Origin of the sequence: Aliivibrio sp. 1S128 (assembly GCF_001691065.1) — a bacterium.
In the GTDB taxonomy this organism is placed as follows: domain Bacteria; phylum Pseudomonadota; class Gammaproteobacteria; order Enterobacterales; family Vibrionaceae; genus Aliivibrio.
In genome coordinates, this window is the sequence record NZ_MAJV01000014.1 from 18,171 (window position 1) to 42,499 (window position 24,329).

Here is a 24,329-nt window from a genome sequence, read left to right on the forward strand (position 1 = left end):
TTGCATTCTATTCATAATTTAAAAGAAGGATGGAATAAAAACGCCAATATCAAAGACGACATTGGCGTTAATTAAGAGGTGAGATGAGTTACTATGAGTAATTAAGCCGCACTTAGTAACTCTTTTGCATTGGCAAGCGTGTGGTCTGTGATTTGTGTGCCGCCTAACAAACGGGCTAACTCTTCAATGCGCTCTTCTGTACTTAATGCTCGCATTTGAGTTTCCGTTTTACCTGAGTTGCTATTCTTGGTGACAAATAATTGATTATGTCCACAACCAGCCACTTGAGGTAAGTGAGTAACACAAAGAACTTGGGTCGATTCTCCAAGAGTTCGTAGCATTTTACCTACAACCGCGGCAGTTGGACCACTTATCCCTACATCTACTTCATCAAAAATTAAACTTGGGGTTTCTACTTTTTGAGCGGTGATAACTTGAATAGCTAAAGAAATACGTGATAGCTCACCACCAGAAGCAACTTTTGCTATTGGATGCAATGGCTGCCCTGGGTTAGTTGATACTTTAAAGCATAAGGTATCTATCCCAAGCGGTGATATTTTCGTTATGCCATCACTTTCAATTTGAATATCAAAAACGGCTTTTTCCATGCTTAATGTTTGCATGCTTTCTGTGATTTTATTATTTAATTCTTTTGCATAGCGTTGACGGCTTTTTGTTAACTTATATGCGGCGTCTAAAAAATGTTGTTTTAATTCTTCTACTTCTTGTTCTCGTTGTACTCGTTTTTCATCGGAACAATCAAGACGTTCATATTCGGCCAACAGTTGTTGGTGGTGTTCATATAGCTCTTCTGCAAGTACATGATGTTTTTTAGCCATAGACATTACTCGACTAAAACGTTCTTCTACATAAGCAATTTGTGCAGGATCTACATCAATACAATCCAAATAATTTTTAAGTTCATGGTTCGCTTCTTCAACTTGGATCATTGCTTCATTTAGCATTTCAGATAACGGTGCGAGTTGTGGATCTAATTGACCAAGTTGCAGAAGATGATTATTTGCATATTGAAGTAACTGTAATGCATTTACATCATCACTTTCATACAGTATAGAGCTGGCTTGTTGGCAATGCTCCACTAAGTCACCTGAATTAGAAAGACGTTTATGATCTTCTTCTAATTGGGTAAATTCTTCTTCACCTAGCGCTAGCTCATTGAGTTCTTTTATTTGATATTCGATCAGTTGTTTTTGTGCTTCATTTTGAAGGCTGTTTTTAATCATTTGTTTTAATGAATTATCAGCTTGTCGCCATGCTTGGTAACGGCTGCGTGTTTTATTCAATAAAGAGACATGACCAGCGTATTGATCTAGCATATTTAGCTGGTAATCAGGTTTCATTAATTCATGGTGAGCATGTTGGCCATGAATATTAATAAGCAAATGGCCTAATGTTTTTAATTGTGCAGCAGGTACAGGGCTACCATTAATAAAACCACGAGAGCGGCCTTCTTTGGTGATTACGCGGCGTAAAATACACTCATTGCCATCATAGAGCTCATTGTCTTCTAACCAACGTTTGGCATTCAGATTATTTTCTAATGTGAAGAGTACGGTAATCTCTGCTTTTTCTTCTCCTTGGCGAACCATGGAAGCTTCAGCGCGATCGCCTAAACATAGACCAAGAGCATCAATTGCAATCGATTTACCTGCACCTGTCTCACCGGTAATGGTGGTCATGCCTTTGGTTAAATCAAGCTCTAATGATTTTACAATTGCGAAATGAGTAATTTTAATATGTGCCAACATAAGCCATTCTCTGTGAAATTTAAACGCTAAAGTACTGTATAAAGAAACAGTATATACTGTTTCTTTATACAGTAAAGTTTAAATTAACTTTTTGTGAGCGGCTTATGTTTACTAATGACTAGAAACTAAAATAGTTTACTTGACCAACCTAGCTTGTTTCTAAGTACATGATAGTAGCTATAATCTTTAGGGTGAATAAGTTTTAACTTACTTGGGCTTTGGAATATATGCACTTCATCACCAGGGCTGACAGGTAATGAGACCTGCCCGTCACAACTCACTTCTAATGCACTACGATTTTCTGGTGAAATGAATAATTTTATGTGACGTTTACCTTCGACAACTAATGGTCGACTTGATAGGGTATGTGGGAACATAGGTACTATCGAGATGGCATTTAGGTTTGGTGATAGGATTGGACCACCACCAGAAAGAGAATAGGCCGTAGATCCTGTTGGGGTTGAAATGATCAGTCCATCAGAACGTTGAGAAAACGCAAAGCTGTCATCAATATAAACTTCAAACTCAATCATGTGAGCTACTTGGCCAGGGTGAAGCACGACTTCATTAAATGCGGTATTGTGGCTTTTAACTTGTCCGTGACGGTGAACCTCAGCTTCGAGTAAAAAACGTTCTTCTTTAACGAATTCACCGTTTAATACAGCTTGTAATGGTTCTTCAAAGTTATCTGGGTCAAGATCAGTTAAAAAGCCAAGATTGCCTCGATTAACACCGATGACTGAAATGTCAAAACGTGATAAAACACGAGCCGCGCCTAGCATATTGCCATCACCACCGACAACAATCGCAAGATCGGCTTGTTCGCCTAATTTTAATAGGTGGTTAAAGCGATCGTCAGGGATGTCAGGTAATGCTTCACGTAAACGGCTATCGATTAATACCGGATAATTTAACCCAGTAAGCCAATTATAGAGTGCTAAATGTGTTTTTACAGCACTTGGGTCTCTTGGTTTACCAATGATTGCGATAACGTTAAAGGCTGTTTTCATATCCACCATCCGTCATGAAATGGGCAACAAATGTTACAATTAGCACTATTATGCTTGAATCGCTTTATTTAGTCCCCATAATAATGACAAAGTTTTAATTTGCTTATAGAGCGATGCCTTGGTTTGTATTAAGATCGTTTTATATAGCTAATCATTAGCATTCTGGAGAAGCAGTAATGAACAACGAAGAAAACAAAGTTAACGAAGAAGCAGTAATGGAAGATCACATTGAAGCCGTTGGTACAGAGGCTGATGTCGAGTGGAATGAATCTGCAGAAGATAACCAAGAAGCAAAAATAGCGGAACTAGAAGCTGCATTACTTGCAAGCCAAGCGCAGCTTAAAGACCAACAAGATGCAGTTTTACGTGCCAAAGCAGAAGAGCAAAACGTTCGTCGTCGTGCTGAAGGCGATATTGATAAAGCGCGTAAATATGCGTTGAAAAAATTCGCAGGTGAACTACTTCCTGTTATCGATAATCTAGAGCGTGCTCTTGAGAATGGCGATAAAGAAAATGAAGCAGCAAAAGCGTTGCTTGAAGGTGTTGAATTAACACTACAAACGTTTATTTCCACGGTTGAAAAGTTTGGTTTAACAGTAATTAATCCTGTTGGAGAAGCATTTAACCCAGAGCTTCACCAAGCGATTGGTATGCAAGCAAGCCCAGATCATGAACCAAATACGGTTATGATTGTGATGCAGAAAGGCTACTCATTAAATGAGCAAGTTCTTCGTCCTGCAATGGTAATGGTTGCTCAATAACCACCATTTTAATTAAATGACAATGAAGTAAGCGAATTCAGCGATGAGTTCGCTTTTTTTTGTCTTTATTTTAAGATAGGCAGTCTTCTTTTCTAGAAAGTGTGTTGTAAATAAGGAATGGGGGTCAAGCTTTTAAATTTTATCACTTTTTCTATCGTTATTTATTTTGTTTTTTACTACATTTTACTCATCATGGATGAATGGTTAGGAACAAATAAATGGAAAAAAAATTGAACATTAAATCTCTTTTAGTTGGCGTGCTTTGTCTTTACACGCCATTAAGTTTTGCTGAGCATGTTGTGGCGTCTGAGACTTATACCTCAATGGCATTAGCAAATGATGCCAAATTATATAATGCACCAGAGACTTCTGCTTGGGCTCGTGGAGCGACTATTGTTCAAGGTATACCTCGTGGAGATGCTGCGCCGTCATATTGGGCTGATGAGATCATTGATAAAAGTATGACCACTTCTGATGCGTGGACGGGAATGACACAATGGTTCACGGTATTTGAGGCGCAGAAAAACACAGCAAAAAATGTTCGAGTTGTTATTGGTGATGCTGATATGTGGTTACTTCAATCGACTGATGGAAGCATGGATCCATTGACGGCTGAATGGGTCAATATTACTGTAAATCGAGCATCCGTCTCTTGGGCTGCCTATTACTCTCACAACATTATTAAATATATTGAAGATGTCCCATATCGCCGTTCTAGTGATGGCTTAAAAGAGTATCAATTGCATCCAGAACATTACCCATTGCATGGTGGAACCAGTAAAGTTGCTATTGATGGTGAAAATGTCCTTGCCGCGTTTGTACGAATGAAAGCATGGTTGGTTCCCGATAAACCACAAGGCAAGCAAGATATTAGTACGGCGAAAGTGTTAATCAGTACGGGAGCAGATTATTACCCAACGGTGAATACGTCGGTTTCTCATGGTGATTTATCTAATGCCAATTATTTACCGGGAGTTGGTGGTAGTCGTTTTCAATATTTAACCACTAAGCCTACTTGGTATTATATGGGAACGGTTGCGGATGAGGGGGTATTGATCGTTGATGATAATAGTCCGTATATTAAGGCTGGTGGAAAAACGTATTTAACAAAAGAAGAGTGGCAACAAAATCCACCGCCAATTGATTTTGACGTGATGAACGACAAAGGTGCTAACTAAGTTAATATAGTTAAAGAGTATTCTGGAAGATAAGCCTGGCATGATTGTTAGGCTTTTTTTTGCTTAGATGGAAATAAAATTGATTTTTTTTTATGATTTCCCTTGAATTGTGATTTCACGCCCTTATTTATTAGTCATAGAATGAATTATGGGATTCAGTCCCAACCTTTACTCAAGTTGTTTTGAGTAAATTTACATAGATAAATTGGAGATAACCTGATGGGTAAGATCATTGGTATTGACTTAGGTACTACTAACTCTTGTGTTGCTGTTCTAGATGGCGATACGCCACGTATTTTAGAGAATGCAGAAGGCGAACGCACAACTGCATCGGTAGTTGCATACACTGATGGCGAAACTCTTGTAGGTCAGCCAGCGAAGCGTCAAGCAATTACTAACCCACAAAATACATTATTTGCGATTAAGCGTCTGATCGGTCGTCGTTTTGAAGACGAAGAAGTTCAACGTGATATCGAAATTATGCCATACAAAATTATCAAAGCTGATAATGGCGATGCATGGGTTGAAGCGCGAGGCCAAAAAATGGCTGCTCCTCAAGTATCTGCTGAAATTCTTAAGAAAATGAAGAAAACAGCTGAAGATTTCCTAGGCGAAGAAGTGACTGGCGCAGTAGTAACTGTACCTGCTTACTTTAACGATGCTCAACGTCAAGCAACGAAAGATGCTGGTCGTATTGCGGGTCTTGATGTTAAACGTATCATCAACGAACCAACAGCAGCAGCACTAGCTTACGGTCTAGATAAAAAAGGCGGCGATCGCACTATCGCAGTATACGACCTTGGTGGTGGTACATTCGATATTTCTATCATTGAAATCGACAACGTTGATGGCGAGCAAACTTTCGAAGTTCTTGCTACAAACGGCGATACTCACCTAGGTGGTGAAGATTTCGATAACCGTATGATCAATTTCTTAGTTGACGAGTTCAAAAAAGAACAAGGTATTAACCTTAAAACTGATCCACTTGCTATGCAACGTGTTAAAGAAGCAGCAGAAAAAGCGAAGATTGAATTATCTTCAGCTCAACAAACTGACGTAAACCTTCCTTACGTTACTGCTGATGCAACTGGTCCTAAGCACATGAACGTTAAAGTTACCCGTGCAAAACTAGAATCTCTAGTTGAAGACTTAGTGGTTCGTACTCTTGAGCCTCTTAAAGTAGCTCTAGCGGATGCAGATTTATCTGTAAACGAAATCACTGACGTTATCCTAGTTGGTGGCCAAACGCGTATGCCTATGGTTCAAGCTAAAGTTGCTGAATTCTTCGGTAAAGAAGCGCGTCGTGACGTTAACCCTGATGAAGCAGTAGCAATGGGTGCTGCAGTTCAAGGTGGCGTATTGTCTGGTGATGTTAAAGATGTACTTCTTCTAGATGTAACTCCTCTGTCTTTCGGTATCGAAACGATGGGTGGTGTTATGACTAAACTAATCGAGAAGAACACAACTATCCCAACAAAAGCGGATCAAACGTTCTCTACTGCTGAAGATAACCAAAGTGCGGTAACAATTCACGTACTTCAAGGTGAGCGTAAGCAAGCGACATACAACAAATCTCTAGGTCAATTTAACCTAGAAGGTATCCAAGCTGCACCACGTGGCATGCCACAAATCGAAGTAACTTTCGATCTAGATGCTGATGGTATCCTAAACGTATCTGCTAAAGATAAATCGACTGGTAAAGAGCAGAAGATCACTATCCAAGCATCAGGTGGTCTAACTCCTGAAGAAATCGAAGCAATGGTACAAGAAGCAGAAGCAAATAAAGACGCGGACAAAAAGTTCGAAGAATTAGTTGTTGCTCGTAACCAAGCTGACCAAATGATCCACGGTACTAAGAAACAAATTGAAGAAGCAGGCGATGCACTTCCAGCTGACGAGAAAGAAAAAATCGAAGCAGCAATCAAAACACTAGAAGACGTTAAGTCAGGTGATGATAAAGAAGCAATCGATGCGAAAACTCAAGAGCTAATGCAAGCAGCACAAAAGCTAATGGAAATCGCTCAACAGAAAGCTCAAGCACAAGGTGCTGACGCAGGTGAGCAACCTAAGCAAGAAGATGATGTAGTAGACGCTGAGTTCGAAGAAGTAAAAGACAAGTAATTTCTTGTCGCTAGAAGGGTTAATTCCTACGTTAAAAGTACTCATTTGCGTTCGCGCTTTTGTTTGCCAAGAGATGGCGTGCTTTTTCCTTGGACTTAACACTTCTAGCTTAAAGAAATCATTGCCTTAGTCATTTAAGAAAAGAGCAAAAGCCCTATATCTTGAATGCTTCGAATGAAAAAATATATTGCGGGCGTTGGAGTTTTCTCTACCGCCCGCAAGTTTGTAATATCAACCTGAATAAGTAACTATTCAGATATTGCGTAGGAAAAATTGATTAGAACAAGGCATAAATTGTGTTAACTAGTATTCTAATTACATAATTTATAACGAAGTTATAATTAATTTTCACAAGCAAGAATGAGTCGGTACTTGTTTAGGTTGATATATTATTAAGGTCAATCTAGATAATCATTCTCGAACGTTGAACCTGATTATCTAGATTGAACTCATACTGATGGTGTCACTGCCGGCAGTATCAAAAATTGGTGACCAAAGCATGTCTAAACGTGATTTTTATGAAGTATTGGGCGTAAGCCGTGATGCTTCAGAGCGTGATATAAAGAAAGCCTATAAACGTCTAGCGATGAAGTTCCACCCTGACCGTAATCAAGGTGATGAAACAGCGCCAGAAAAGTTTAAAGAAGTAAAAGTTGCGTATGAGATCTTAACGGATGCTCAAAAGCGTTCAGCTTACGATCAATACGGTCATGCAGCCTTTGAACAAGGTGGTATGGGTGGCGGTGGCGGCTTTGGCGGCGGTCAAGGTGACTTTGGCGATATCTTTGGTGATGTGTTTGGTGACATCTTTGGTGGCGGCCGTCGTGGCGGTGGTCAACAACGTGCACAACGCGGTTCAGATTTACGTTACAACATGGAACTTACGCTAGAAGAAGCGGTTCGTGGTTGTGACAAAGAAATTGAAGTACCAACACTAGTGTCTTGTGACCCATGTGAAGGAACTGGCGCTAAGAAAGGCACATCTTCTTCAACTTGTAGCACTTGTCATGGTCATGGCCAAGTTCAAATGCGCCAAGGCTTCTTTGCTGTACAGCAGGCGTGTCCTACTTGTCACGGTAAAGGCAAGATCATTAAAGACCCATGTAATTCTTGTCATGGTGAAGGTCGAGTTCAAAAAACTAAAACGCTTAATGTTAAGATCCCATCAGGGGTTGATACTGGTGACCGTATTCGTCTATCTAATGAAGGTGAAGCGGGAGAGCACGGCGCTCCAGCAGGCGATCTATACGTACAAGTTCATGTAAAAGAACACAATATCTTTGATCGTGACGGTAACAACTTATACTGTGAAGTGCCAGTAAGCTTTACGATGGCTGCGTTAGGTGGTGAAGTTGAAGTCCCTACTCTTGATGGCCGTGTAAGCTTGAAAGTGCCTCTAGAAACACAAACGGGCCGTATGTTCCGTATGCGTGGTAAAGGCGTTAAAGGTGTTCGTACTCATAGTGCTGGTGATTTAATCGTTAAATTAATTGTTGAAACTCCAGTTAAATTAACGAAACGGCAAAGAGAGCTGCTTAAAGAATTCCAAGAATCTTTCGATGGGAAAGATGCGAAGAAGCATAATCCGAAATCAGAAGGTTTCTTATCTGGTGTTAAGAACTTCTTTGATGATTTGACGAAATAAGTAAATCATTAAATAAAAATAGCCATCACATATGATGGCTATTTTTTTATTTTTTTCGTGTAGGGATTAAATCACTATCCTGGCTCTTAAACCGATAATCCATGTACTACTTTCATTTGAAAAAGCAGGATCTTTAATGTATTGAAGATCAGGCGTTATCTGAATAAATTCATTTACTGCGATATTGTAATAAATTTCGGATGTAATCTGATCTGATTGCTTAACATTAAATACACCGGATAAATCTTCATTTACCTCACTCCAGTTTAGTGCAAACCCTAATGTATTTTTATCACTAAGTAAGCCAAAATAACCAAGTCCAGCAGTCAAGGATTTCTCATATAAAGCCACATCACCATTAGATATTCCACCTCGTAAGAAAGGCATTATCATTGGCGTTGCAAAGTAACTTGCGGAGAAGTTTACCCCTTGACCACCTTCTTGTTTTGCTGAGTTACTGTGTCGAGTATCTCCATCAAGATTCCAAAAAGTAACGTGAATATTATCGGTATAAATTTGCTCTTGAGATGATGTCCAACCAAGTTCAAATGAGCTAAACAATTTATGATCGTTAAATAAGGTATCAAAGCCCTCCATTGGGTCACTTGAATCACCTTTACCGTCTGCAAGGCCTGCTATAACATAAAGGTTTTCATTTAACATGTGCCCGGCAGCAATACCTAATATCCCGTCATCAGGTAAACCAATGGCACCGCCTCCCGTGCTAAAAGCGAGATTACTAAAACCAGTCCATGGGCTGGCTAGTGCATAAACATCAACATAATCAGTCGTATCTAAAAAACCGATCATGAATGAGGTTTTTCCATTATTAAGTTTTTGTTTCCAATATAAGTTAGTGAGGCGGGTACCTTGATCGCTGTATGCTGGTCCAATCATTCCGGCATAACCTAACCCGCTTCCGATGAATGAAAACTCTTTTGGAGATAAATCACTGTATGCATGTCGGTGTTCTATTTTCCAAACGAACCCGCCAGTGTTATTAGAGTCGATACCAATAAGATCCCAAGAACCATAAAAACGAGCGACGCCAGAGGAGGCATTGTTATCACCTCCTGATTGTGGATTATTCGCATGTAAAGCTAGAACTTGATAGTCCAAACCAAAAGTTAGGTTTTTCTGTTTGGCTAAATCATCTCGCCATGATTGTTTTTGGCGCTGATTTTCTTTGATGGTGTTATCAACAGTATCTGGACTTCCGAAATTAGTTTCTGCAAAAACGGAAGATGCACTGATTATACTTAGCAGACACAAACTATAGGGTGCATATATTTTCATAGACATTGTTATCATTCTCTAAACGTTAATAGGACTTCATATGACTATCTTTTTCTGGATGGCATAATTATTCGTAATAGCGCTCAATAAGATCGCCTTCCATTTTATAGCCCATAGTGAGCTTAGTTTTTCCATCAACGAGATAAACATCTTCTGTTTGTTTTTCGGCTTTTATTTTTCCTTCGACCCATACAGGATATTGAATATTCTCCACTTCAAACCCCTGAGGGTATGAGATGCGTACAATTTGGTTAGCTGGTGGAGGAGGTAAGTGAATACAAGCGCCTGCATAAGGGACGAGTAAGAAATCAGTACCTTTTAAACCATCGAATTCGATAGGAACGATAAATCCAGGCATACGCACTGTTTTTCCATCGATCTTATGGTTTAGTGTTTCCGCTTTTAATTGTTCAGAAGCCATAAAGCGTTTTCTTGCATCCAGTGCTTTTTTGGCATCAATGCCTTGAGACTTTAATGTATCAATAATCTTTTTTTGCTCATTCTGAGACGTTTCATCATTTTGATATTGAAGTTGTAGTATTTGAGCTAATAATTTTTTTTGTGAATTATTTACCGAAGGTAATGTCACGGTTTCTGTGTTTACTTCAGGTTTGAGTTGTTCCCAACCTAATTGCTGCGTTTCTGCATGAAGATAGAAAGACATCAATGATAATAACAGTAAAATTTTTTTCATAGGTATCCCTTAAAAGAGGCTGGCTATCCAGCCTCTGATACATAGGCAAGGGTGAATGGTTATAGTATGTTTTTGTAGATTTTTCCGTCTTTCATTATTAACTTCATCGCCTCAATACCATTTCGTTTTGGGGCATCAAACCATTTTTTGTTTGCACCAATAACACTAAGATCTTCAAGAGGATTTCCTTTAACTAAAAGTAAGTCAGCGTAAGCACCTTCTTCGATTACCCCTAATTTACCATCTATATATGGATCAAGAGTTTCCCCAGATAGCTTTACAATTTCGCCATTGACTGATGTCATTGAAATCAAGGTATAGAAATTACCAAAGAACTCACCACTTAAATAAATAGAGTGATCTGCTTGTTGTTCACAAGCGGCAACCCCACCGACACAGTCAACATGGAATCCTAGCTTTGGTTTTAGTTTTTTAACGTTTGGAATGTAATTTTTAAATGCAGCTTGGGCGGTTTTTGCTTTACGTGCAGAAGCAGGGTTTGAATTAATCGCTTCAATCTGCCCTAAGTAAGGTGAAAATGCTGTCATGTTAGTCGTCATGTACGCATCGTTTTGTTTCATTTGTTTGTTTACTTCCGCATCAAACATAAAGGCGTGTTCTAGCGTTTTTGTTCCGGCTTCTAAGTTACGAAGTAAAGACACTTTGCTGTAAGCATGAGATGCAACATAAGAGCCGTAAGCATTAGCCACTTCTACTGCGGCTTTTAATTCTTCTAACGAGTAGGCGTTTAGTTGCCATGGGTCAAACGAGGACGCTACGCCACCGCTCGACATTAATTTAAGTTGTGTCGCACCTTGCATGTAGTTTTGACGAGCACAGGCTTTAATTGCACCTTCATCATCGGCAGTACAAGACATACCAAGTCGCGCACCTGCAGATTGAGGTCCGTTAAAGGTTTCATTTGGGGTTGTGAAGTTTCTGAAGTCGGCGTGCGAACCTGTAGGCCCAATAAAAGCACCTGAAGGGTAGATCCTTGGACCTCTTAATTCTCCATTATCAATGGTTTTTTTTAGGCCAGCCCCCATTCCTCCCATATCTCGCCATGTAGTAAAGCCAGACATGAGTGCCGATTCAGCTCTAGCCGCTGAACGAGCCGCTAATTCTTCCCAATTACGATTATTTTCAATATCGGGTAGTGAAGAACCATTCATTTGAAGGTGACCATGACCTTCAATAAGCCCAGGCATTAATGTTAATCCTTGACCATCAATAACTACGGCATCAGCAGCATCGATATTCTTAGCTGATACTTTTGCTATTTTATTGTCGACAATTAAAACGTGATGATCTTGATAGAGTTTATTTTCCGTTCCATTAAAGACGTCAACATTAGTAAATAGTGTTGACGAAGCTTGCGCAGATAAGGCTATTGAACAAGATATTGCTATTGCAGATAGTTTTAAACCTACGTGTTTCATATATCACACCCTTAATTAGTTCTTCATAAGATAATGAAGCTTAATGTTCCCTATTAAATGTCAGTATTGAGGTTGTAGTTAATCTCACAGACTCATTAATTAAATAGATAAATTTAACCAACATTTAACAGTGTAGGATTGTATTGTAGATTTTTACAAATAATTAAAATGGCCATTTGGCGACATGCTTATCATTGATTAATTATTCATTTAAGGTCGTGCGAAACTTACTTGGCGTTATATTCATGGTTCGCTTGAAGGCGCGTGTAAAATGCGCTGAGTCTGAATAGCCCATCATGGAAGCTATTTGCATAATAGAAAGGTGTGGTGATTTTAATAGATAAATGGTTTTTTCTAAGATTATCTCTTCAATAACCTCGCTGTATATGACGCCTTCATTTTTTAGTCGGCGCTGTAATGTTCGAACATTCATACCTAAAATATCGGACGCGATTTTTATCGGTAACTTACCTGTAGATAGGTAAGGTGTTATTGCTAATTTAAAAGAATCTAAAAAATCATGAGAAGCTTGAGGAGAAGTAGAGACAAGAGGAGGAGTTAAGTTTTTTGTTAGAGACATAGGCATATTGATAATGTCATCTGGGATATAAAATGCAGTTACAGGTCTTTCTGTAAAAAAAATCGCGTTTTCTAAGCCTGGAATGAAGATAAATTTCTCGGCATTTTTACTTTGTATACCTATTTCTGATGGAGACCATTTCCCATTTGTTAGTAGAGTTAGTAGCTCATACATAAAAATAACAGAGAATATTTCAGCGTATTCAAACCACTCTTCATTAATGCCTTCTTTTTCTCTTACTAACCACCATTTTTCTCCTGCATATTGGGTATAAAGTTGACTATGGCTTGATCGTAGTTTTAAGTTTTGAGATAGCTCTTTTATGGCAGACTGGAATGAATCAGGTTGATTTAGCTGCTTAATAAATTGCGGGATGTAATAGGCTCGACATTGCTGAGAAATTAGTACGGTAAATTGATCTATTGGCATATTTTCACCTAATAGAAGAATAAGATTTTTAATGGTTGTTTCAGGTAAGTAGACGTAGTGTGTTTTGTTATTTTTTATATCATTAGGGATTAATGCTTTTCTTAATAATCTATAGAAGTTGTCGTCTAGATCTTTGCATAGGTTTAAGAAAAACATAACGTCATCATTATGAACGACAGGAATTTGTGTATTTGTTTTTCTATTCTTTTTATCCATTTAAAACCGCCCATTTTAGTCAATAAATTACGCCCATCTGACTTTCTCATGACTGTTCATTAAATTGAAGTTATTATTATGTAAGGAAATATATTTATAGAACCTGTAAAGCTATAGGGCACGGTAAATAATTGATGGAGCTAATATGTTTGTGTGTAGATTGAAAGCGTTACTATTAATGGTAGTCATTTTTATTGTGCCATTTGTTCAAGCTGAAATTATAGAAGGTGGAAAAACGGTTCCAAGTTTTGAGCAAGATGCCGCTTCTATCCGACATACCTATGAAACTCAACTCTATACCTTATCTGCATTTAAAGCGGGTCATTATGGATTACGTATGTATCGTCAAACGATGGACCCTAAATATTCAGCGGCAATTTGGTCTGATATGGCTCGAGTCGCAAGTCGACTTAACCAATTGTCTTCAGAAGTGCACACTCCTAAACAAATTGAGGCTTATTCACAAAAACGGTTAAGCATGTATGTTGATGATACTGATGTTCGCAGCATGTTACGTTACCAAGCAACTAAATCGATGCCAGAGTATTTATATCTTGGTGTTGATCTGCTTGGCTCAATGGCTCGTGCTGATGAATATGGCTTAAAGCATCGTAATGACAAACAGCTGCGAGAAATTATCCGTCGTTATGATTTTAAAAAATACGCGACAGATGACGCGATGATTAAAGCATGGGCAGCACAATTGGCGAATCAAGTTTATTGGTTGCGTCAATTGGGCGAACAAGATGTGGTTGATGATTTTGTAGAAGCATTTAAATTAGCCTATCCAGATGAGAAAGATGCAGCGCTTTCTAAGCAGCAATATGGCAATAAGATCTACGGATTAACTCATATTTTATTAGCGGATTCTAAGTATTATCAACGACCACTGAAAGAATCAGATCATCAATGGATATACGATTATTTACGAAATAATATTGATACGATTTTGGAAAAAACCAAAGAAGACATTATTTCAGAAGTTGGGATCACTTTCTTATTGGCTGGATTAGAGAATGATCCTGTTGTTTATAAAACACAAAAACACATCCAAGATGATATTAATCGCCCAAAAAATATGGTGCCATCAACGACTGAAGGTACAGATTTAACGGATGGTGAACATCGGAATGTATTGGCGATCATGTTACTTGATTGGCAAACACCGCATGAGGCACCAACTATCCAAAATCAACCTAAGATATTTATTGGTAAGCCGTATGGACTGATTAAAAAATAAGAAGAATCAGCGTTAAGATACAAAAATGCCCAATGACATTTAACTGTCATTGGGCATTTTTAGTGAAACAAGAAGAGCAATAAAAACTAGGCGAGACCTTGAAGTTTCACAAATTTTTCTAATAGCTGATCATCCGTTTCTACGTTGTTTGGATCTGAAATTACACAATTATTGATTGGGCAAACAGACTGGCATGTAGGGATATCGTAATGCCCCTTACATTCAGTGCACAGGTCTGGGTTAATCTCGTAGGTATTGTCACCCATGCTGATCGCTTCGTTTGGGCACTCAGGCTCGCACATATCACAATTGATGCATTTCTTATTGATCAATAACGCCATTACTTACTGCCGTGTGGATTGCGAGTATCTTCACCCGTGTGCAAGTTACGCATTAATAGACCGTATTCTAAATCTACGTTTGCAGGAACAGGGATGAACACAAAGTGACCATTTCCTTTCGCTGAATCAACGGCTTCACTCTTACGGTTTTCCATCATTTCTAGCGTGAAGGTTAAGTTACCTTGTGGCGTCATGATCTCAACTGAATCACCCACTAGGAATTTGTTTTTAACATCAACTTCTGCTAAATCGCCACGACGTTTTCCTGTGAATTCACCAACGAATTGCTGAGAATCAGAGATAGAGTAACCGTAATCGTAGTTTTGGTACGTATCATGTGTATGACGGCGTAAGAAACCTTCAGTGTAACCACGGTGAGCTAGGCTCTCTAGTGTACCCATTAGGCTTTCATCAAATGGCTTACCAGCAACCGCATCATCAATAGCCTTACGATATACTTGAGCAGTACGCGCACAGTAGTAGAAAGACTTAGTACGACCTTCGATTTTAAGCGAGTGAACACCCATCTTCGTTAGACGCTCTACGTGTTGGATAGCACGAAGATCTTTAGAGTTCATGATGTAAGTACCATGCTCGTCTTCAAATGCTGCCATTTTCTCTTCAGGGCGGTGTGCTTCAGAAAGAAGAACGACTTCATCCGTTGGTTTGCCTAAACCTAATGTATTGTCAGGACGTTCGTTTTGAACTTCTATGTCTTGGATCTCAACACCGGTAGGATTAACTTCAACGATTTGACCGTTTTCGTCTTCTTTTGCTTCTTCAGCTTTGTATTCCCAACGACATGCATTAGTACATGTACCTTGGTTAGGATCACGCTTGTTCATGTAACCAGACAACAAGCAGCGACCAGAGTACGCCATGCATAATGCACCGTGTACAAAAATTTCTAGTTCTGTATCAGGACAGTGTTCACGGATCTCTTCAATTTCTTCTAGTGATAATTCACGAGATAAGATCACACGCTCAACACCTTGAGTAGACCAGAATTTCACTGTCGCCCAGTTAACCGCGTTAGCTTGAACTGACAGGTGAATAACAACGTCAGGGAAAGCTTCACGAACCATCATGATTAAACCAGGATCAGACATGATTAAGGCATCTGGGCCCATTGCTACGATAGGGGTTAAATCACGAATAAAGGTTTTTAACTTTGAGTTATGTGGTTGGATATTACATACCACATACAGTTTTTTACCTTGCGCGTGCGCTTCGTTAATACCGATCTCTAGGTTTTCATGGTTGAATTCGTTGTTACGAACACGAAGGCTGTAACGTGGTTGGCCTGCATAAACTGCATCTGCACCGTAGGCAAACGCATAACGCATATTTTTAAGGCTGCCAGCTGGCGAAAGTAGTTCTGGTTTAAACATGATTGCTTCCCAATGTTGTATTCTGATCTCAGGTCAGGTCATATCTCATGGATATGAAGGAGGCCGGATTTTACATGGAAAGTGAGGGAAGTGCTAGGGATTAGCAAGATTGAACTTGTATTTTATAAGGGTATTGGTCTAGGAGCTATACGCTACGCTAACTAGACACTATAAGAGCGGGTAAGTATATTGCTTTTATAGTATCTAGACGCGAAGCGTTATAGTTAGCGAAGCGTATCGTTTTACTCTTTCTCTTCAATGCCACCAAGTGCTTTGAATAGATCAGGCAGTAGAGCATCAAGTTCTGAGCTCATTAACGAGAAATCCGCATCAAAACGAGCGGCTTTATCTTCAAAACCAATGTCTTCATTTTGATCTTTTACATCATCACTGAATTTTAGGCGTTTTAGTGATAAATCATCCGCAAGGATAAACTCTAAACGGTCTTGCCAAGTTAGCGCTAATTTAGTCACGACTTTGTTGGCATCAATATGAGCATGGATTTCATCACACACTAATTCTTGTTGCTTACAACGGATCACGCCGCCATCTTCTAAAATTGCTTTTAGTTCTGCTTCTTCACCCATCTCAAAACCTTGAGGAGTTGTGCCTGTTTTAACCCACTCTGTTAATGCATTTTCAATAGGTTGAGTTGAAGTAAGAGGAACAACAGGTAAGCTACCAATAGATTTACGAAGCAACGCTAATACATCTTCCGCTTTTTTGTAACTGCCCGCATCAACAATAATAAAACCAGATTCAGGCAAGATTAATGCGTAGGTTTGTTGATGCTTGCTGAATGCTCGTGGAAGCAGATCAATCACGATGTCATCTTTGATAGAGTCTTTCTCTTTTTTCTTAAGAGGGCGACCTTGTTCCAGTTCCATCGCATCAATTTTAGCGTTCATTGATTCTTTGATTACAGACGCAGGCAACATTTTTTCTTCTTTCTTGGCGCAGATAAGAATATTTTTGCTTGCTACGTGAGTCAGCATATCGCCATGGCGCCCCATTGCAGTTACCCAGCCAAATTTTTGCATGTCTTGGCTGCCACAAGGTGTGAAACGGAAATCGTTCAGTTGTTTTTCAAGTTGCTCAGGATTGAGATCAATCTCTTTAGTAAAACGATAAATTAAACAATTTTTAAACCACATCATGCTGCTGAATTCCTGTCTTTTTTAAGTGCGCTTATGATAGGAGATTTTGCCTCATTATGCTTGTAGAGTTTTCGGGATTTTAGGTAATTGTCCATAAGGTTGAAATTCAATGATGAAATTATGAACTTTTCTTTTCAATAGTCACAAAAGTGTCATAATTACCTTTAATAATAGCGGTATAAATTTTGTTGGCTAATTTAGGTAAAAATAATGTCTAGAAGGATACTTGTCGTAGAAGATGAAGCACCAATCCGTGAAATGCTGTGCTTTGTATTAGAGCAAAAAGGATATGAACCCATTGAAGCAGAAGATTATGACACTGCGCTTGGTTTACTTTGCGAACCTTACCCTGATTTAATTTTACTGGATTGGATGTTGCCAGGTGGCTCAGGCATCAACTTGATCAAGCATCTTAAACGTGATGAATTTACCAAAAAAATCCCTGTCGTTATGCTTACTGCTCGTGGTGAAGAAGAAGATAAAGTTCGAGGTCTTGAAGTCGGAGCGGATGACTACATTACCAAACCGTTTTCGCCAAAAGAATTAATGGCTCGTTTAAAAGCAGTTATTCGTCGAGTTTCTCCTACATCAGTTGAAGAACTGATTGATGTTCAAGGTTTAAAATTAGATCCAGTTTCCCATCGTGTTACAGCGAATGATAAAGCGTTAGATATGGGGCCTACTGAGTTTAAAATGCTGCATTTCTTTATGACGCATCAAGAGCGAGTGTATAGCCGTGAGCAGTTATTAAATAATGTGTGGGGCACAAATGTTTATGTCGAAGATCGCACCGTTGATGTTCATATTCGACGCCTCCGTAAAGCATTAGAAATTGAAGGTCATGACCGTTTGGTTCAAACCGTTCGTGGAGCGGGTTACCGTTTCTCAGTACAAGCGTCATAATTATTAATAGTAGCAAAAGGTAAGATACATGGTTGAACGTCTTTCATGGAAAAAGTTAGTCGGGGAGTTAGCTTTTTTCTACATACCTTGGATTATTGTCGGGTATTTGTTTGATGCTATATGGCCATTGTTGTTTCTTGCCTCGTTTATTCTGTTGATTTGGCATTTGCATAATCAAATTAAAATGTCTCGCTGGCTACATGAAGGGCGTAAAGCCACGCCGCCTTCTGCATCAGGCAGTTGGGAACCTATTTTTGATGAAACGTATCGCTTACAGAAAAGACATAAAAAACGTCGTAAAGAACTGTCTACGTTAATTCGTCGTTTTAGACAAGGCGCGGAAGCCCTTCCAGATGCCGTAGTGGTTTTTCGCCATGAAGGAAATATTGTTTGGTGTAATAGTCTAGCGCAATCATTACTTGGTTTTCGTTGGCCTGATGATTCAGGGCACCCAATAACAAATTTAATACGAACGCCTGATTTTGTTCAGTATCTAATCGCGCAGAATTTTGATATTCCCTTAGATATGCCATCACCAATTAATACGGATAAAACGCTTGAAATTCGTATAGTGCCGTACAGTGACGGTGAGTATTTAATGGTGGTACGTGATGTTACCCAAATTAAGCAATTAGAAGGAATGCGCCGTAATTTCTTTGCGAATGTTTCTCATGAACTACGTACGCCAATGACGGTATTGCGTGGGTATTTAGAAATGTCGGAAGACCCTGAAATGTTAGTTGGTCCGATGTGGAACCGAGCACATGGTGTTATGACTGGGCAACTTTCACGAATGGAAAGTTTGGTAGAGCAACTATTAACGTTATCTAAAATAGAAGCAGCCGCAACCTCTATGCTAGAAGATAGAGTAGATGTTCCCTCTATGTTAGACGCTTTAGAAAAAGAAGCGGTGGCATTAAGTGGTGAGCGAAACCATACCATTATTTTTAATGTTGATCGCGGGCTTAAAGTGCAAGGTGATGAAGACCAATTGCGCAGTGCTATTTCTAATTTAGTGTATAACGCTGTGAAGCATACGACTGATGGTGCAGACATTACGGTTGAATGGAAAAAAACAAAGTCAGGGGCAACATTAAATGTATCTGACTCAGGTCAAGGGATTGAACCACAACATATACCTCGCTTAACAGAGCGTTTTTATCGAGTAGATAAAGCTCGTTCAAGAGACACCGGGGGAAGTGGGTTAGGGTTAGCTATTGTAAAGCATGCACTTAGCCATCATGATTCACAATTAGAAATACAAAGTAAACTGGGAAAAGGAAGTACCTTCTCATTTGTTTTACCTACAAAATTGATTTTAAAATAAGGACATAATGAAAAACATACATAGTAAAATACGAAGATTGTCTCGGGTGCTCTTTCCTGTGGGATTTCTTTGGCTATGTATTACTCAAAGTGTTTTAGCCTACGGTGGAAAATTAGCTCATTATGAACGTGAATCTGGTATTTCGGGTAATTTATCCTCAATAGGTTCCGATACTCTTGCAAATATGATGACACTTTGGGCGGAAGATTTTCAACGTATTTATCCCAAAGTGAATATTCAAATTCAAGCATCTGGTTCCTCTACTGCTCCTCCGGCTCTTATTGAAAGTACAGCTCAATTTGGTCCTATGAGTCGAAAAATGCGGCAAAGTGAGAAAGCGGCATTTGAACGACAATTTGGTTACCCACCAACTGAAATCCGAGTCGCTATTGATGCACTCGGAATTTTTGTTCATCAAGACAACCCAATTAAAGGGCTTAATTTTATTCAACTTGATGCTATTTTTTCTGCCACATTACGATGCGGAGCATTAAAACCGATTAATCGCTGGGAAGATTTAGGCATAGAAACACGTTGGGCTACGCATCAAATTCAACTGTTTGGTCGTAATTCAGTGTCTGGTACTTATGGGTATTTTAAAAACAATGCGCTATGCGATGGTGATTTTAAAGTTAATGTCAATGAACAACCCGGCTCGGCCTCAGTAGTACAAGGCGTGTCAGCTTCATTAAATGGGATAGGTTATTCTGGCGTTGGTTATCAAATGTCAGGCGTTAAACTAATCCCAATTAGTAAAGATGGGAGTCATTATATAGAGCCAACAACGAATAATATAATCAGTGGTAAGTACCCTTTAGCTCGTTTTCTTTATATTTACATTAACAAATCCCCCACAGCGGATCTTAAGCCGTTAGAAGCTGAATTTATTCGTTATATGCTCTCTTCTGAAGGCCAAAAAAGAGTAGAGCAAGACGGATATATTGCATTGTCTGAGCGATTTGTTTTACAAGAATTATCCAAGTTAGATTTACATTAAATTGTCATTATAGTGTCACTCATATAATGAAATATAAAAAATATCCATAATTTAATACAGAGGTTGACCCATCATGGCATATGCCAAACCTAATCAGAGAGCTCGAGATAAACAACGTCGCGTTGTGGATCTGATTATGCGTATTTGGGTGAAATCCAGTGGCATTGGGATCATCGCAGCCCTTATGCTTATTTGTTTTTATCTACTAGCAGTGATTGCACCTATTTTCACTTCGGTAACTGTCGAACCTTCATCTGAATACGCCGTTTCTTATCCGGGTAATACCTTAGCAATTGGTTCTGATGAGCAAGGAAAAATGGCTTATCGAATTGACGATACTGGCCGTGTTCAGTTTATTGATCTCATTAATAAAAAATTAGTGAGTGAACAGCAGATCATTGAACATTCAACCACATTTACATCTACGATCGAAAGCCAAGATTGGTTTGCATTTGGAGATGATGAAGGCCGAGTACAGTTTGCTCAAATTGGATTTCAAACTAATTATTCCAAAGGAAACCGTCAGCTTATTCCGTTGGTCGAAAAATTCACTCCTTTCCCAAGTATTCAACTAGATGAAAAACAACAAGCGTTAACTCAATTGGCGTTAAGTTTAACCGCGACTGAAGGGGTTGTTTTAGCAAAAACACAAGATGAACGTTTGCTGGGAATTGAATTAGATAGTGTTGTTAATCAAATGACGGGAGAAACGGTCTGGAAGGCGGTACCTATTGAATTCGAGCAAGACAATGTAGATAAGATTAGTTCGTTACTTTCGATGGTAATTACGCCTAATAATGATTTTTTATATTTGTTATATCAACATGAGTTACAAGTTTGGAGCTTAAAAGATCATAAAGCGAGTTTACGTGAACGGATTACATTAATTGACTCAGCACAAAAATTAGTCTTACTTTCTGGGGCGCATTCAGTATTAGTGCAATTTGAAAATGGTGATTTATCACAATGGTTTGATACGATTAATAATGAAAAGCGGTCATTGACATTAATACGTACTTTTCACGTTGGTTCACCTATTTCACAATTAGCGCCAGAGGTATATCGCAAAGGAATTAGTATTATAGATACTGAGGGTAATTTAGCGTTAATCCATACCACGACAGAAAAAGCACTTTATCGTCAGCACGTGTTTAACGATGACGTATTAGCGGTAACTCAACCGCCTAATGCACAAAAACTTATCGTACTTACTAAAAGTGGATGGGAGTGCTTTGAGGTAACAAATCCTCATCCTGAAGTTAGTGTGCAATCTGTTTTTGGGAAAATGTGGTATGAAGGTTACCCCGAACCTGCTTATATTTGGCAATCAACAGCGGCAAATGATGATTTTGAATCTAAATTTAGTTTGATGCCTTTGGCTTTTGGTACATTAAAAGCGGCTTTCTATGCCTTGATTTTTGCAGGACCAATCGCGATTGGCAGTGCTATTTATACCGCTTACTTTATGTCTTCCAATGTTCGTCGATATGTAAAACCAACCATTGAAATAATGGAAGCGTTACCGACCGTTATTATCGGTTTACTTGCTGGGATTTGGTTAGCCCCAATTGTAGAAAATAACCTTGTTGCTGTGTTTAGTTTATTTGTATTCTTTCCATTAAGTATGATCATTATTGCTTTTATATGGCACATATTGCCGGCTCATATAATGAGAAGGTTGCCTAGGGGCCAGCATGCTATTTTACTTATCCCTGCATTAATTGGGATTGGGTACCTTACTTTTCAATATGGCTATTTGATTGAAAGTTGGTTATTTGATGGTGATTTACGACACTATCTTGGTGATAAAGGCGTTGGTTATGATCAGCGTAATGCATTGGTCGTTGGGATTGCGATGGGTGCTGCTATTATTCCAACGATTTATACCATTGCGGAAGATGCTATATTTTCTGTGCCAAAGCATTTGTCTGAAGGGTCATTAGCTCTCGGCGCGACACAATGGCAAACCTTAACTAAAGTCGTTTTACTTACTGCTAGTCCCGGTATTTTTTCTGCTGTGATGATGGGGTTGGGTCGTGCCGTAGGTGAAACCATGATCGTATTAATGGCAACAGGTAACACACCTATAATGGATGGCAATATTTTAGAGGGCATGAGAACGCTTGCTGCTAATATTGCGATAGAAATGCCTGAATCAGAAATGGGCAGTACTCACTTTAGAATGCTTTTCTTAGCGGCTTTCTTATTATTTGTCTTTACCTTTTTCGTTAACTCATTGGCAGAGTGGATACGCCAAGGGTTACGTGAAAAGTACCGTAGTTTATAGGTGAATATGAGATGAAGGTGAAGAATGAAGCGTTGGATTAAATCGGGTTCTCCTTGGATATGGTTAACGGCTGGTTCGGTAAGTATCAGCATGATTGCCGTACTTGGTATTTTATTACTGATAGGCTGGAAAGGGCTTTCTTATTTTTGGCCTACGCCATTGCAAGAGTGGCATACGATTGACGGTAAAGTTATCGTTGGTCAGTTATATGATGTAGAAAAACTACACGATACTAATACCGAAAAAAAAGAACGTTTAGTTATTAAAGTAGGAAACCGAGACATTAATGGTTTTGATTTTATTAATATTGGTAAAGATAAAATAAAATCCGTGAGTCAACCTGCTGAATTGGCCGTGGTGGATAGACTCCAACATGGTAAATATTTTGGAACGATTATTGAAACCTCAAACGGTCTTAAACTCAATAAATTGCAAGTGGAGTCATGGGTACGTAGTGAAAAAGCTAAAATAGAACTATTAGAACAAGAGCAGCATAAACTGTATCAATTACTTGATGCGTTACCAAAAAAGAATGCACTCAGTGATGAGAATAAAAAACGAGAAGAACAATTAAATGAACAAGCAAAAGCGATCTCGAATCAATTAAGTCATAGTTATTTAATACTGCAAGATAGCCAGGGTAAAAAGTATAAATTAAGCAGCGATAATGTAGTCGATATTTGGTTTCCTAATATGATGACGTTAAAAGAAAAAACAATGCATTGGTTTGAGGAGCTATACGATTTTATTAGTAACGATCCACGAGAAGCTAATTCTGAAGGCGGAGTGTTCCCCGCTATTTTTGGTACTATTTTATTAGTGTTACTCATGTCCGTTATCGTTATGCCATTAGGGGTTATTGCTGCGATTTATTTACATGAATACGCAAAGCCCAATATGCTGACAAGATTAATTCGTATCGCAGTGATAAACCTAGCGGGTGTACCTTCGATTGTTTATGGTGTATTTGGTTTAGGTTTCTTTGTTTATGTTGTTGGTGGCACACTTGACCAGCTTTTTTATTCAAATAAATTACCAACACCAACATTTGGTACACCTGGCTTATTATGGTCAGCACTGACTTTAGCTATTTTAACGCTGCCAGTTGTGATTGTTGCAACTGAAGAAGGACTTAGTCGGATCCCTAACTCGGTACGCCATGGTTCATTGGCATTAGGTGCGACACAGTTTGAAACCTTATGGAAGATTGTTTTACCGATGGCAAGCCCTGCGATAATGACCGGGTTAATTTTAGCCGTAGCAAGAGCCGCGGGTGAAGTCGCCCCTTTGATGCTCGTTGGGGTAGTTAAACTAGCGCCTTCTTTACCTGTTGATAATGTAGCGCCTTATTTGCATTTAGATCGTAAATTTATGCATCTTGGTTATCATATCTATGATGTAGGATTCCAAAGTCCAAATGTAGAAGCTGCTCGTCCTATCGTTTATGCCACGGCATTTTTGTTGGTTACCGTTATTGTTGGATTAAACTTAACTGCCATCGCTATTCGTAATAATTTACGAGAGAAATACCGAACATTGGAGTTGTAG

At 38.9% G+C, this 24,329-nt stretch carries 19 protein-coding genes; 10 read left to right on the forward strand and 9 right to left on the reverse strand.

Translation table 11 applies throughout. The annotated features are described in order from the left end of the window. Positions 1-101: 101 nt before the first annotated feature. A complete protein-coding gene (gene recN, locus A6E03_RS03575; protein WP_065593943.1) occupies positions 102-1,769 on the reverse strand; it encodes a DNA repair protein RecN in 1,668 nt (555 codons plus the stop codon). Between the two features lie 125 nt (positions 1,770-1,894). Beyond that, positions 1,895-2,779: an NAD(+) kinase gene (nadK, locus tag A6E03_RS03580; RefSeq protein ID WP_065593942.1), complete on the reverse strand. Its 885-nt coding sequence runs from the start codon at positions 2,777-2,779 to the stop codon at positions 1,895-1,897. Positions 2,780-2,955: 176 nt separating this feature from the next. Between nadK and grpE the strand changes: the two genes are divergently transcribed. From grpE to dnaJ, 4 genes are all read left to right on the forward strand, one after another. After that, complete coding sequence (gene grpE / locus A6E03_RS03585; protein WP_065593941.1) at positions 2,956-3,540, forward strand: nucleotide exchange factor GrpE; 585 nt, start codon at positions 2,956-2,958, stop codon at positions 3,538-3,540. A 218-nt stretch (positions 3,541-3,758) separates the two neighbouring features. After that, complete coding sequence (locus tag A6E03_RS03590) at positions 3,759-4,718, forward strand: hypothetical protein (RefSeq protein WP_065600184.1); 960 nt, start codon at positions 3,759-3,761, stop codon at positions 4,716-4,718. A gap of 219 nt (positions 4,719-4,937) precedes the next feature. Next, on the forward strand, positions 4,938-6,839 hold the full coding sequence (dnaK, locus tag A6E03_RS03595) for a molecular chaperone DnaK (protein WP_065600185.1): 1,902 nt from the start codon (positions 4,938-4,940) through the stop codon (positions 6,837-6,839). A 499-nt stretch (positions 6,840-7,338) separates the two neighbouring features. Beyond that, positions 7,339-8,484: a molecular chaperone DnaJ gene (dnaJ, locus tag A6E03_RS03600; protein ID WP_065594244.1), complete on the forward strand. Its 1,146-nt coding sequence runs from the start codon at positions 7,339-7,341 to the stop codon at positions 8,482-8,484. A gap of 66 nt (positions 8,485-8,550) precedes the next feature. Here the strand turns inward: dnaJ and A6E03_RS03605 are convergent, their stop codons facing one another. From A6E03_RS03605 to A6E03_RS03620, 4 genes are all read right to left on the reverse strand, one after another. Next, complete coding sequence (locus A6E03_RS03605; RefSeq protein WP_065600233.1) at positions 8,551-9,780, reverse strand: carbohydrate porin; 1,230 nt, start codon at positions 9,778-9,780, stop codon at positions 8,551-8,553. A 67-nt stretch (positions 9,781-9,847) separates the two neighbouring features. Beyond that, positions 9,848-10,474 (reverse strand): DUF3299 domain-containing protein, encoded by a 627-nt coding sequence (locus A6E03_RS03610; RefSeq protein ID WP_060991698.1) that lies wholly within the window; start codon positions 10,472-10,474, stop codon positions 9,848-9,850. A 59-nt stretch (positions 10,475-10,533) separates the two neighbouring features. Next, a complete protein-coding gene (locus A6E03_RS03615; RefSeq protein WP_065600186.1) occupies positions 10,534-11,913 on the reverse strand; it encodes an amidohydrolase family protein in 1,380 nt (459 codons plus the stop codon). A 202-nt stretch (positions 11,914-12,115) separates the two neighbouring features. After that, the gene (locus A6E03_RS03620) at positions 12,116-13,138 is read right to left on the reverse strand and encodes an AraC family transcriptional regulator (RefSeq protein ID WP_083201831.1); all 1,023 of its coding nucleotides are present in this window, start codon (positions 13,136-13,138) and stop codon (positions 12,116-12,118) included. Positions 13,139-13,316: 178 nt separating this feature from the next. Between A6E03_RS03620 and A6E03_RS03625 the strand changes: the two genes are divergently transcribed. Beyond that, positions 13,317-14,378, forward strand: a complete 1,062-nt coding sequence (locus A6E03_RS03625) for a DUF3541 domain-containing protein (protein ID WP_255310580.1) — start codon at positions 13,317-13,319, stop codon at positions 14,376-14,378. An 86-nt stretch (positions 14,379-14,464) separates the two neighbouring features. Here the strand turns inward: A6E03_RS03625 and A6E03_RS03630 are convergent, their stop codons facing one another. The 3 genes from A6E03_RS03630 to rdgC form a co-directional block, all read right to left on the reverse strand. Then, positions 14,465-14,719 carry a YfhL family 4Fe-4S dicluster ferredoxin gene (locus tag A6E03_RS03630; RefSeq protein WP_065600188.1) on the reverse strand — a complete coding sequence of 85 codons (255 nt, stop codon included), beginning with the start codon at positions 14,717-14,719 and terminating at the stop codon, positions 14,465-14,467. Continuing rightward, positions 14,719-16,110, reverse strand: a complete 1,392-nt coding sequence (gene yegQ / locus A6E03_RS03635; protein ID WP_065600189.1) for a tRNA 5-hydroxyuridine modification protein YegQ — start codon at positions 16,108-16,110, stop codon at positions 14,719-14,721. Before yegQ ends, A6E03_RS03630 begins: the two co-directional genes overlap by 1 nt. Before the next feature lie 242 nt (positions 16,111-16,352). After that, positions 16,353-17,264, reverse strand: coding sequence for a recombination-associated protein RdgC (gene rdgC / locus A6E03_RS03640; RefSeq protein WP_176703445.1), 912 nt, complete (start codon positions 17,262-17,264; stop codon positions 16,353-16,355). A 213-nt stretch (positions 17,265-17,477) separates the two neighbouring features. On the opposite strand from rdgC, the gene phoB reads away from it, so the two are divergent. From phoB to pstA, 5 genes are all read left to right on the forward strand, one after another. After that, positions 17,478-18,170: a phosphate regulon transcriptional regulator PhoB gene (gene phoB / locus A6E03_RS03645; RefSeq protein WP_065593935.1), complete on the forward strand. Its 693-nt coding sequence runs from the start codon at positions 17,478-17,480 to the stop codon at positions 18,168-18,170. A gap of 28 nt (positions 18,171-18,198) precedes the next feature. After that, positions 18,199-19,497 (forward strand): phosphate regulon sensor histidine kinase PhoR, encoded by a 1,299-nt coding sequence (gene phoR / locus A6E03_RS03650; RefSeq protein ID WP_065593934.1) that lies wholly within the window; start codon positions 18,199-18,201, stop codon positions 19,495-19,497. A 58-nt stretch (positions 19,498-19,555) separates the two neighbouring features. Further along, positions 19,556-20,494: a PstS family phosphate ABC transporter substrate-binding protein gene (locus A6E03_RS03655; RefSeq protein WP_255310576.1), complete on the forward strand. Its 939-nt coding sequence runs from the start codon at positions 19,556-19,558 to the stop codon at positions 20,492-20,494. Between the two features lie 73 nt (positions 20,495-20,567). Next, positions 20,568-22,781, forward strand: coding sequence for an ABC transporter permease subunit (locus A6E03_RS03660; protein WP_065600192.1), 2,214 nt, complete (start codon positions 20,568-20,570; stop codon positions 22,779-22,781). A 24-nt stretch (positions 22,782-22,805) separates the two neighbouring features. Next, complete coding sequence (gene pstA / locus A6E03_RS03665) at positions 22,806-24,329, forward strand: phosphate ABC transporter permease PstA (protein ID WP_065600193.1); 1,524 nt, start codon at positions 22,806-22,808, stop codon at positions 24,327-24,329.

What these genes read in the sequence shown, in the direction of transcription:
- recN (WP_065593943.1), bottom strand. Translation starts at nt 1,769, where the DNA reads ATGTTGGCACATATTAAAATTACTCATTTCGCAATTGTAAAATCATTA.
- nadK (WP_065593942.1), bottom strand. Translation starts at nt 2,779, where the DNA reads ATGAAAACAGCCTTTAACGTTATCGCAATCATTGGTAAACCAAGAGAC.
- grpE (WP_065593941.1), top strand. Translation starts at nt 2,956, where the DNA reads ATGAACAACGAAGAAAACAAAGTTAACGAAGAAGCAGTAATGGAAGAT.
- A6E03_RS03590 (WP_065600184.1), top strand. Translation starts at nt 3,759, where the DNA reads ATGGAAAAAAAATTGAACATTAAATCTCTTTTAGTTGGCGTGCTTTGT.
- dnaK (WP_065600185.1), top strand. Translation starts at nt 4,938, where the DNA reads ATGGGTAAGATCATTGGTATTGACTTAGGTACTACTAACTCTTGTGTT.
- dnaJ (WP_065594244.1), top strand. Translation starts at nt 7,339, where the DNA reads ATGTCTAAACGTGATTTTTATGAAGTATTGGGCGTAAGCCGTGATGCT.
- A6E03_RS03605 (WP_065600233.1), bottom strand. Translation starts at nt 9,780, where the DNA reads ATGAAAATATATGCACCCTATAGTTTGTGTCTGCTAAGTATAATCAGT.
- A6E03_RS03610 (WP_060991698.1), bottom strand. Translation starts at nt 10,474, where the DNA reads ATGAAAAAAATTTTACTGTTATTATCATTGATGTCTTTCTATCTTCAT.
- A6E03_RS03615 (WP_065600186.1), bottom strand. Translation starts at nt 11,913, where the DNA reads ATGAAACACGTAGGTTTAAAACTATCTGCAATAGCAATATCTTGTTCA.
- A6E03_RS03620 (WP_083201831.1), bottom strand. Translation starts at nt 13,138, where the DNA reads ATGGATAAAAAGAATAGAAAAACAAATACACAAATTCCTGTCGTTCAT.
- A6E03_RS03625 (WP_255310580.1), top strand. Translation starts at nt 13,317, where the DNA reads ATGGTAGTCATTTTTATTGTGCCATTTGTTCAAGCTGAAATTATAGAA.
- A6E03_RS03630 (WP_065600188.1), bottom strand. Translation starts at nt 14,719, where the DNA reads ATGGCGTTATTGATCAATAAGAAATGCATCAATTGTGATATGTGCGAG.
- yegQ (WP_065600189.1), bottom strand. Translation starts at nt 16,110, where the DNA reads ATGTTTAAACCAGAACTACTTTCGCCAGCTGGCAGCCTTAAAAATATG.
- rdgC (WP_176703445.1), bottom strand. Translation starts at nt 17,264, where the DNA reads ATGTGGTTTAAAAATTGTTTAATTTATCGTTTTACTAAAGAGATTGAT.
- phoB (WP_065593935.1), top strand. Translation starts at nt 17,478, where the DNA reads ATGTCTAGAAGGATACTTGTCGTAGAAGATGAAGCACCAATCCGTGAA.
- phoR (WP_065593934.1), top strand. Translation starts at nt 18,199, where the DNA reads ATGGTTGAACGTCTTTCATGGAAAAAGTTAGTCGGGGAGTTAGCTTTT.
- A6E03_RS03660 (WP_065600192.1), top strand. Translation starts at nt 20,568, where the DNA reads ATGGCATATGCCAAACCTAATCAGAGAGCTCGAGATAAACAACGTCGC.
- pstA (WP_065600193.1), top strand. Translation starts at nt 22,806, where the DNA reads ATGAAGCGTTGGATTAAATCGGGTTCTCCTTGGATATGGTTAACGGCT.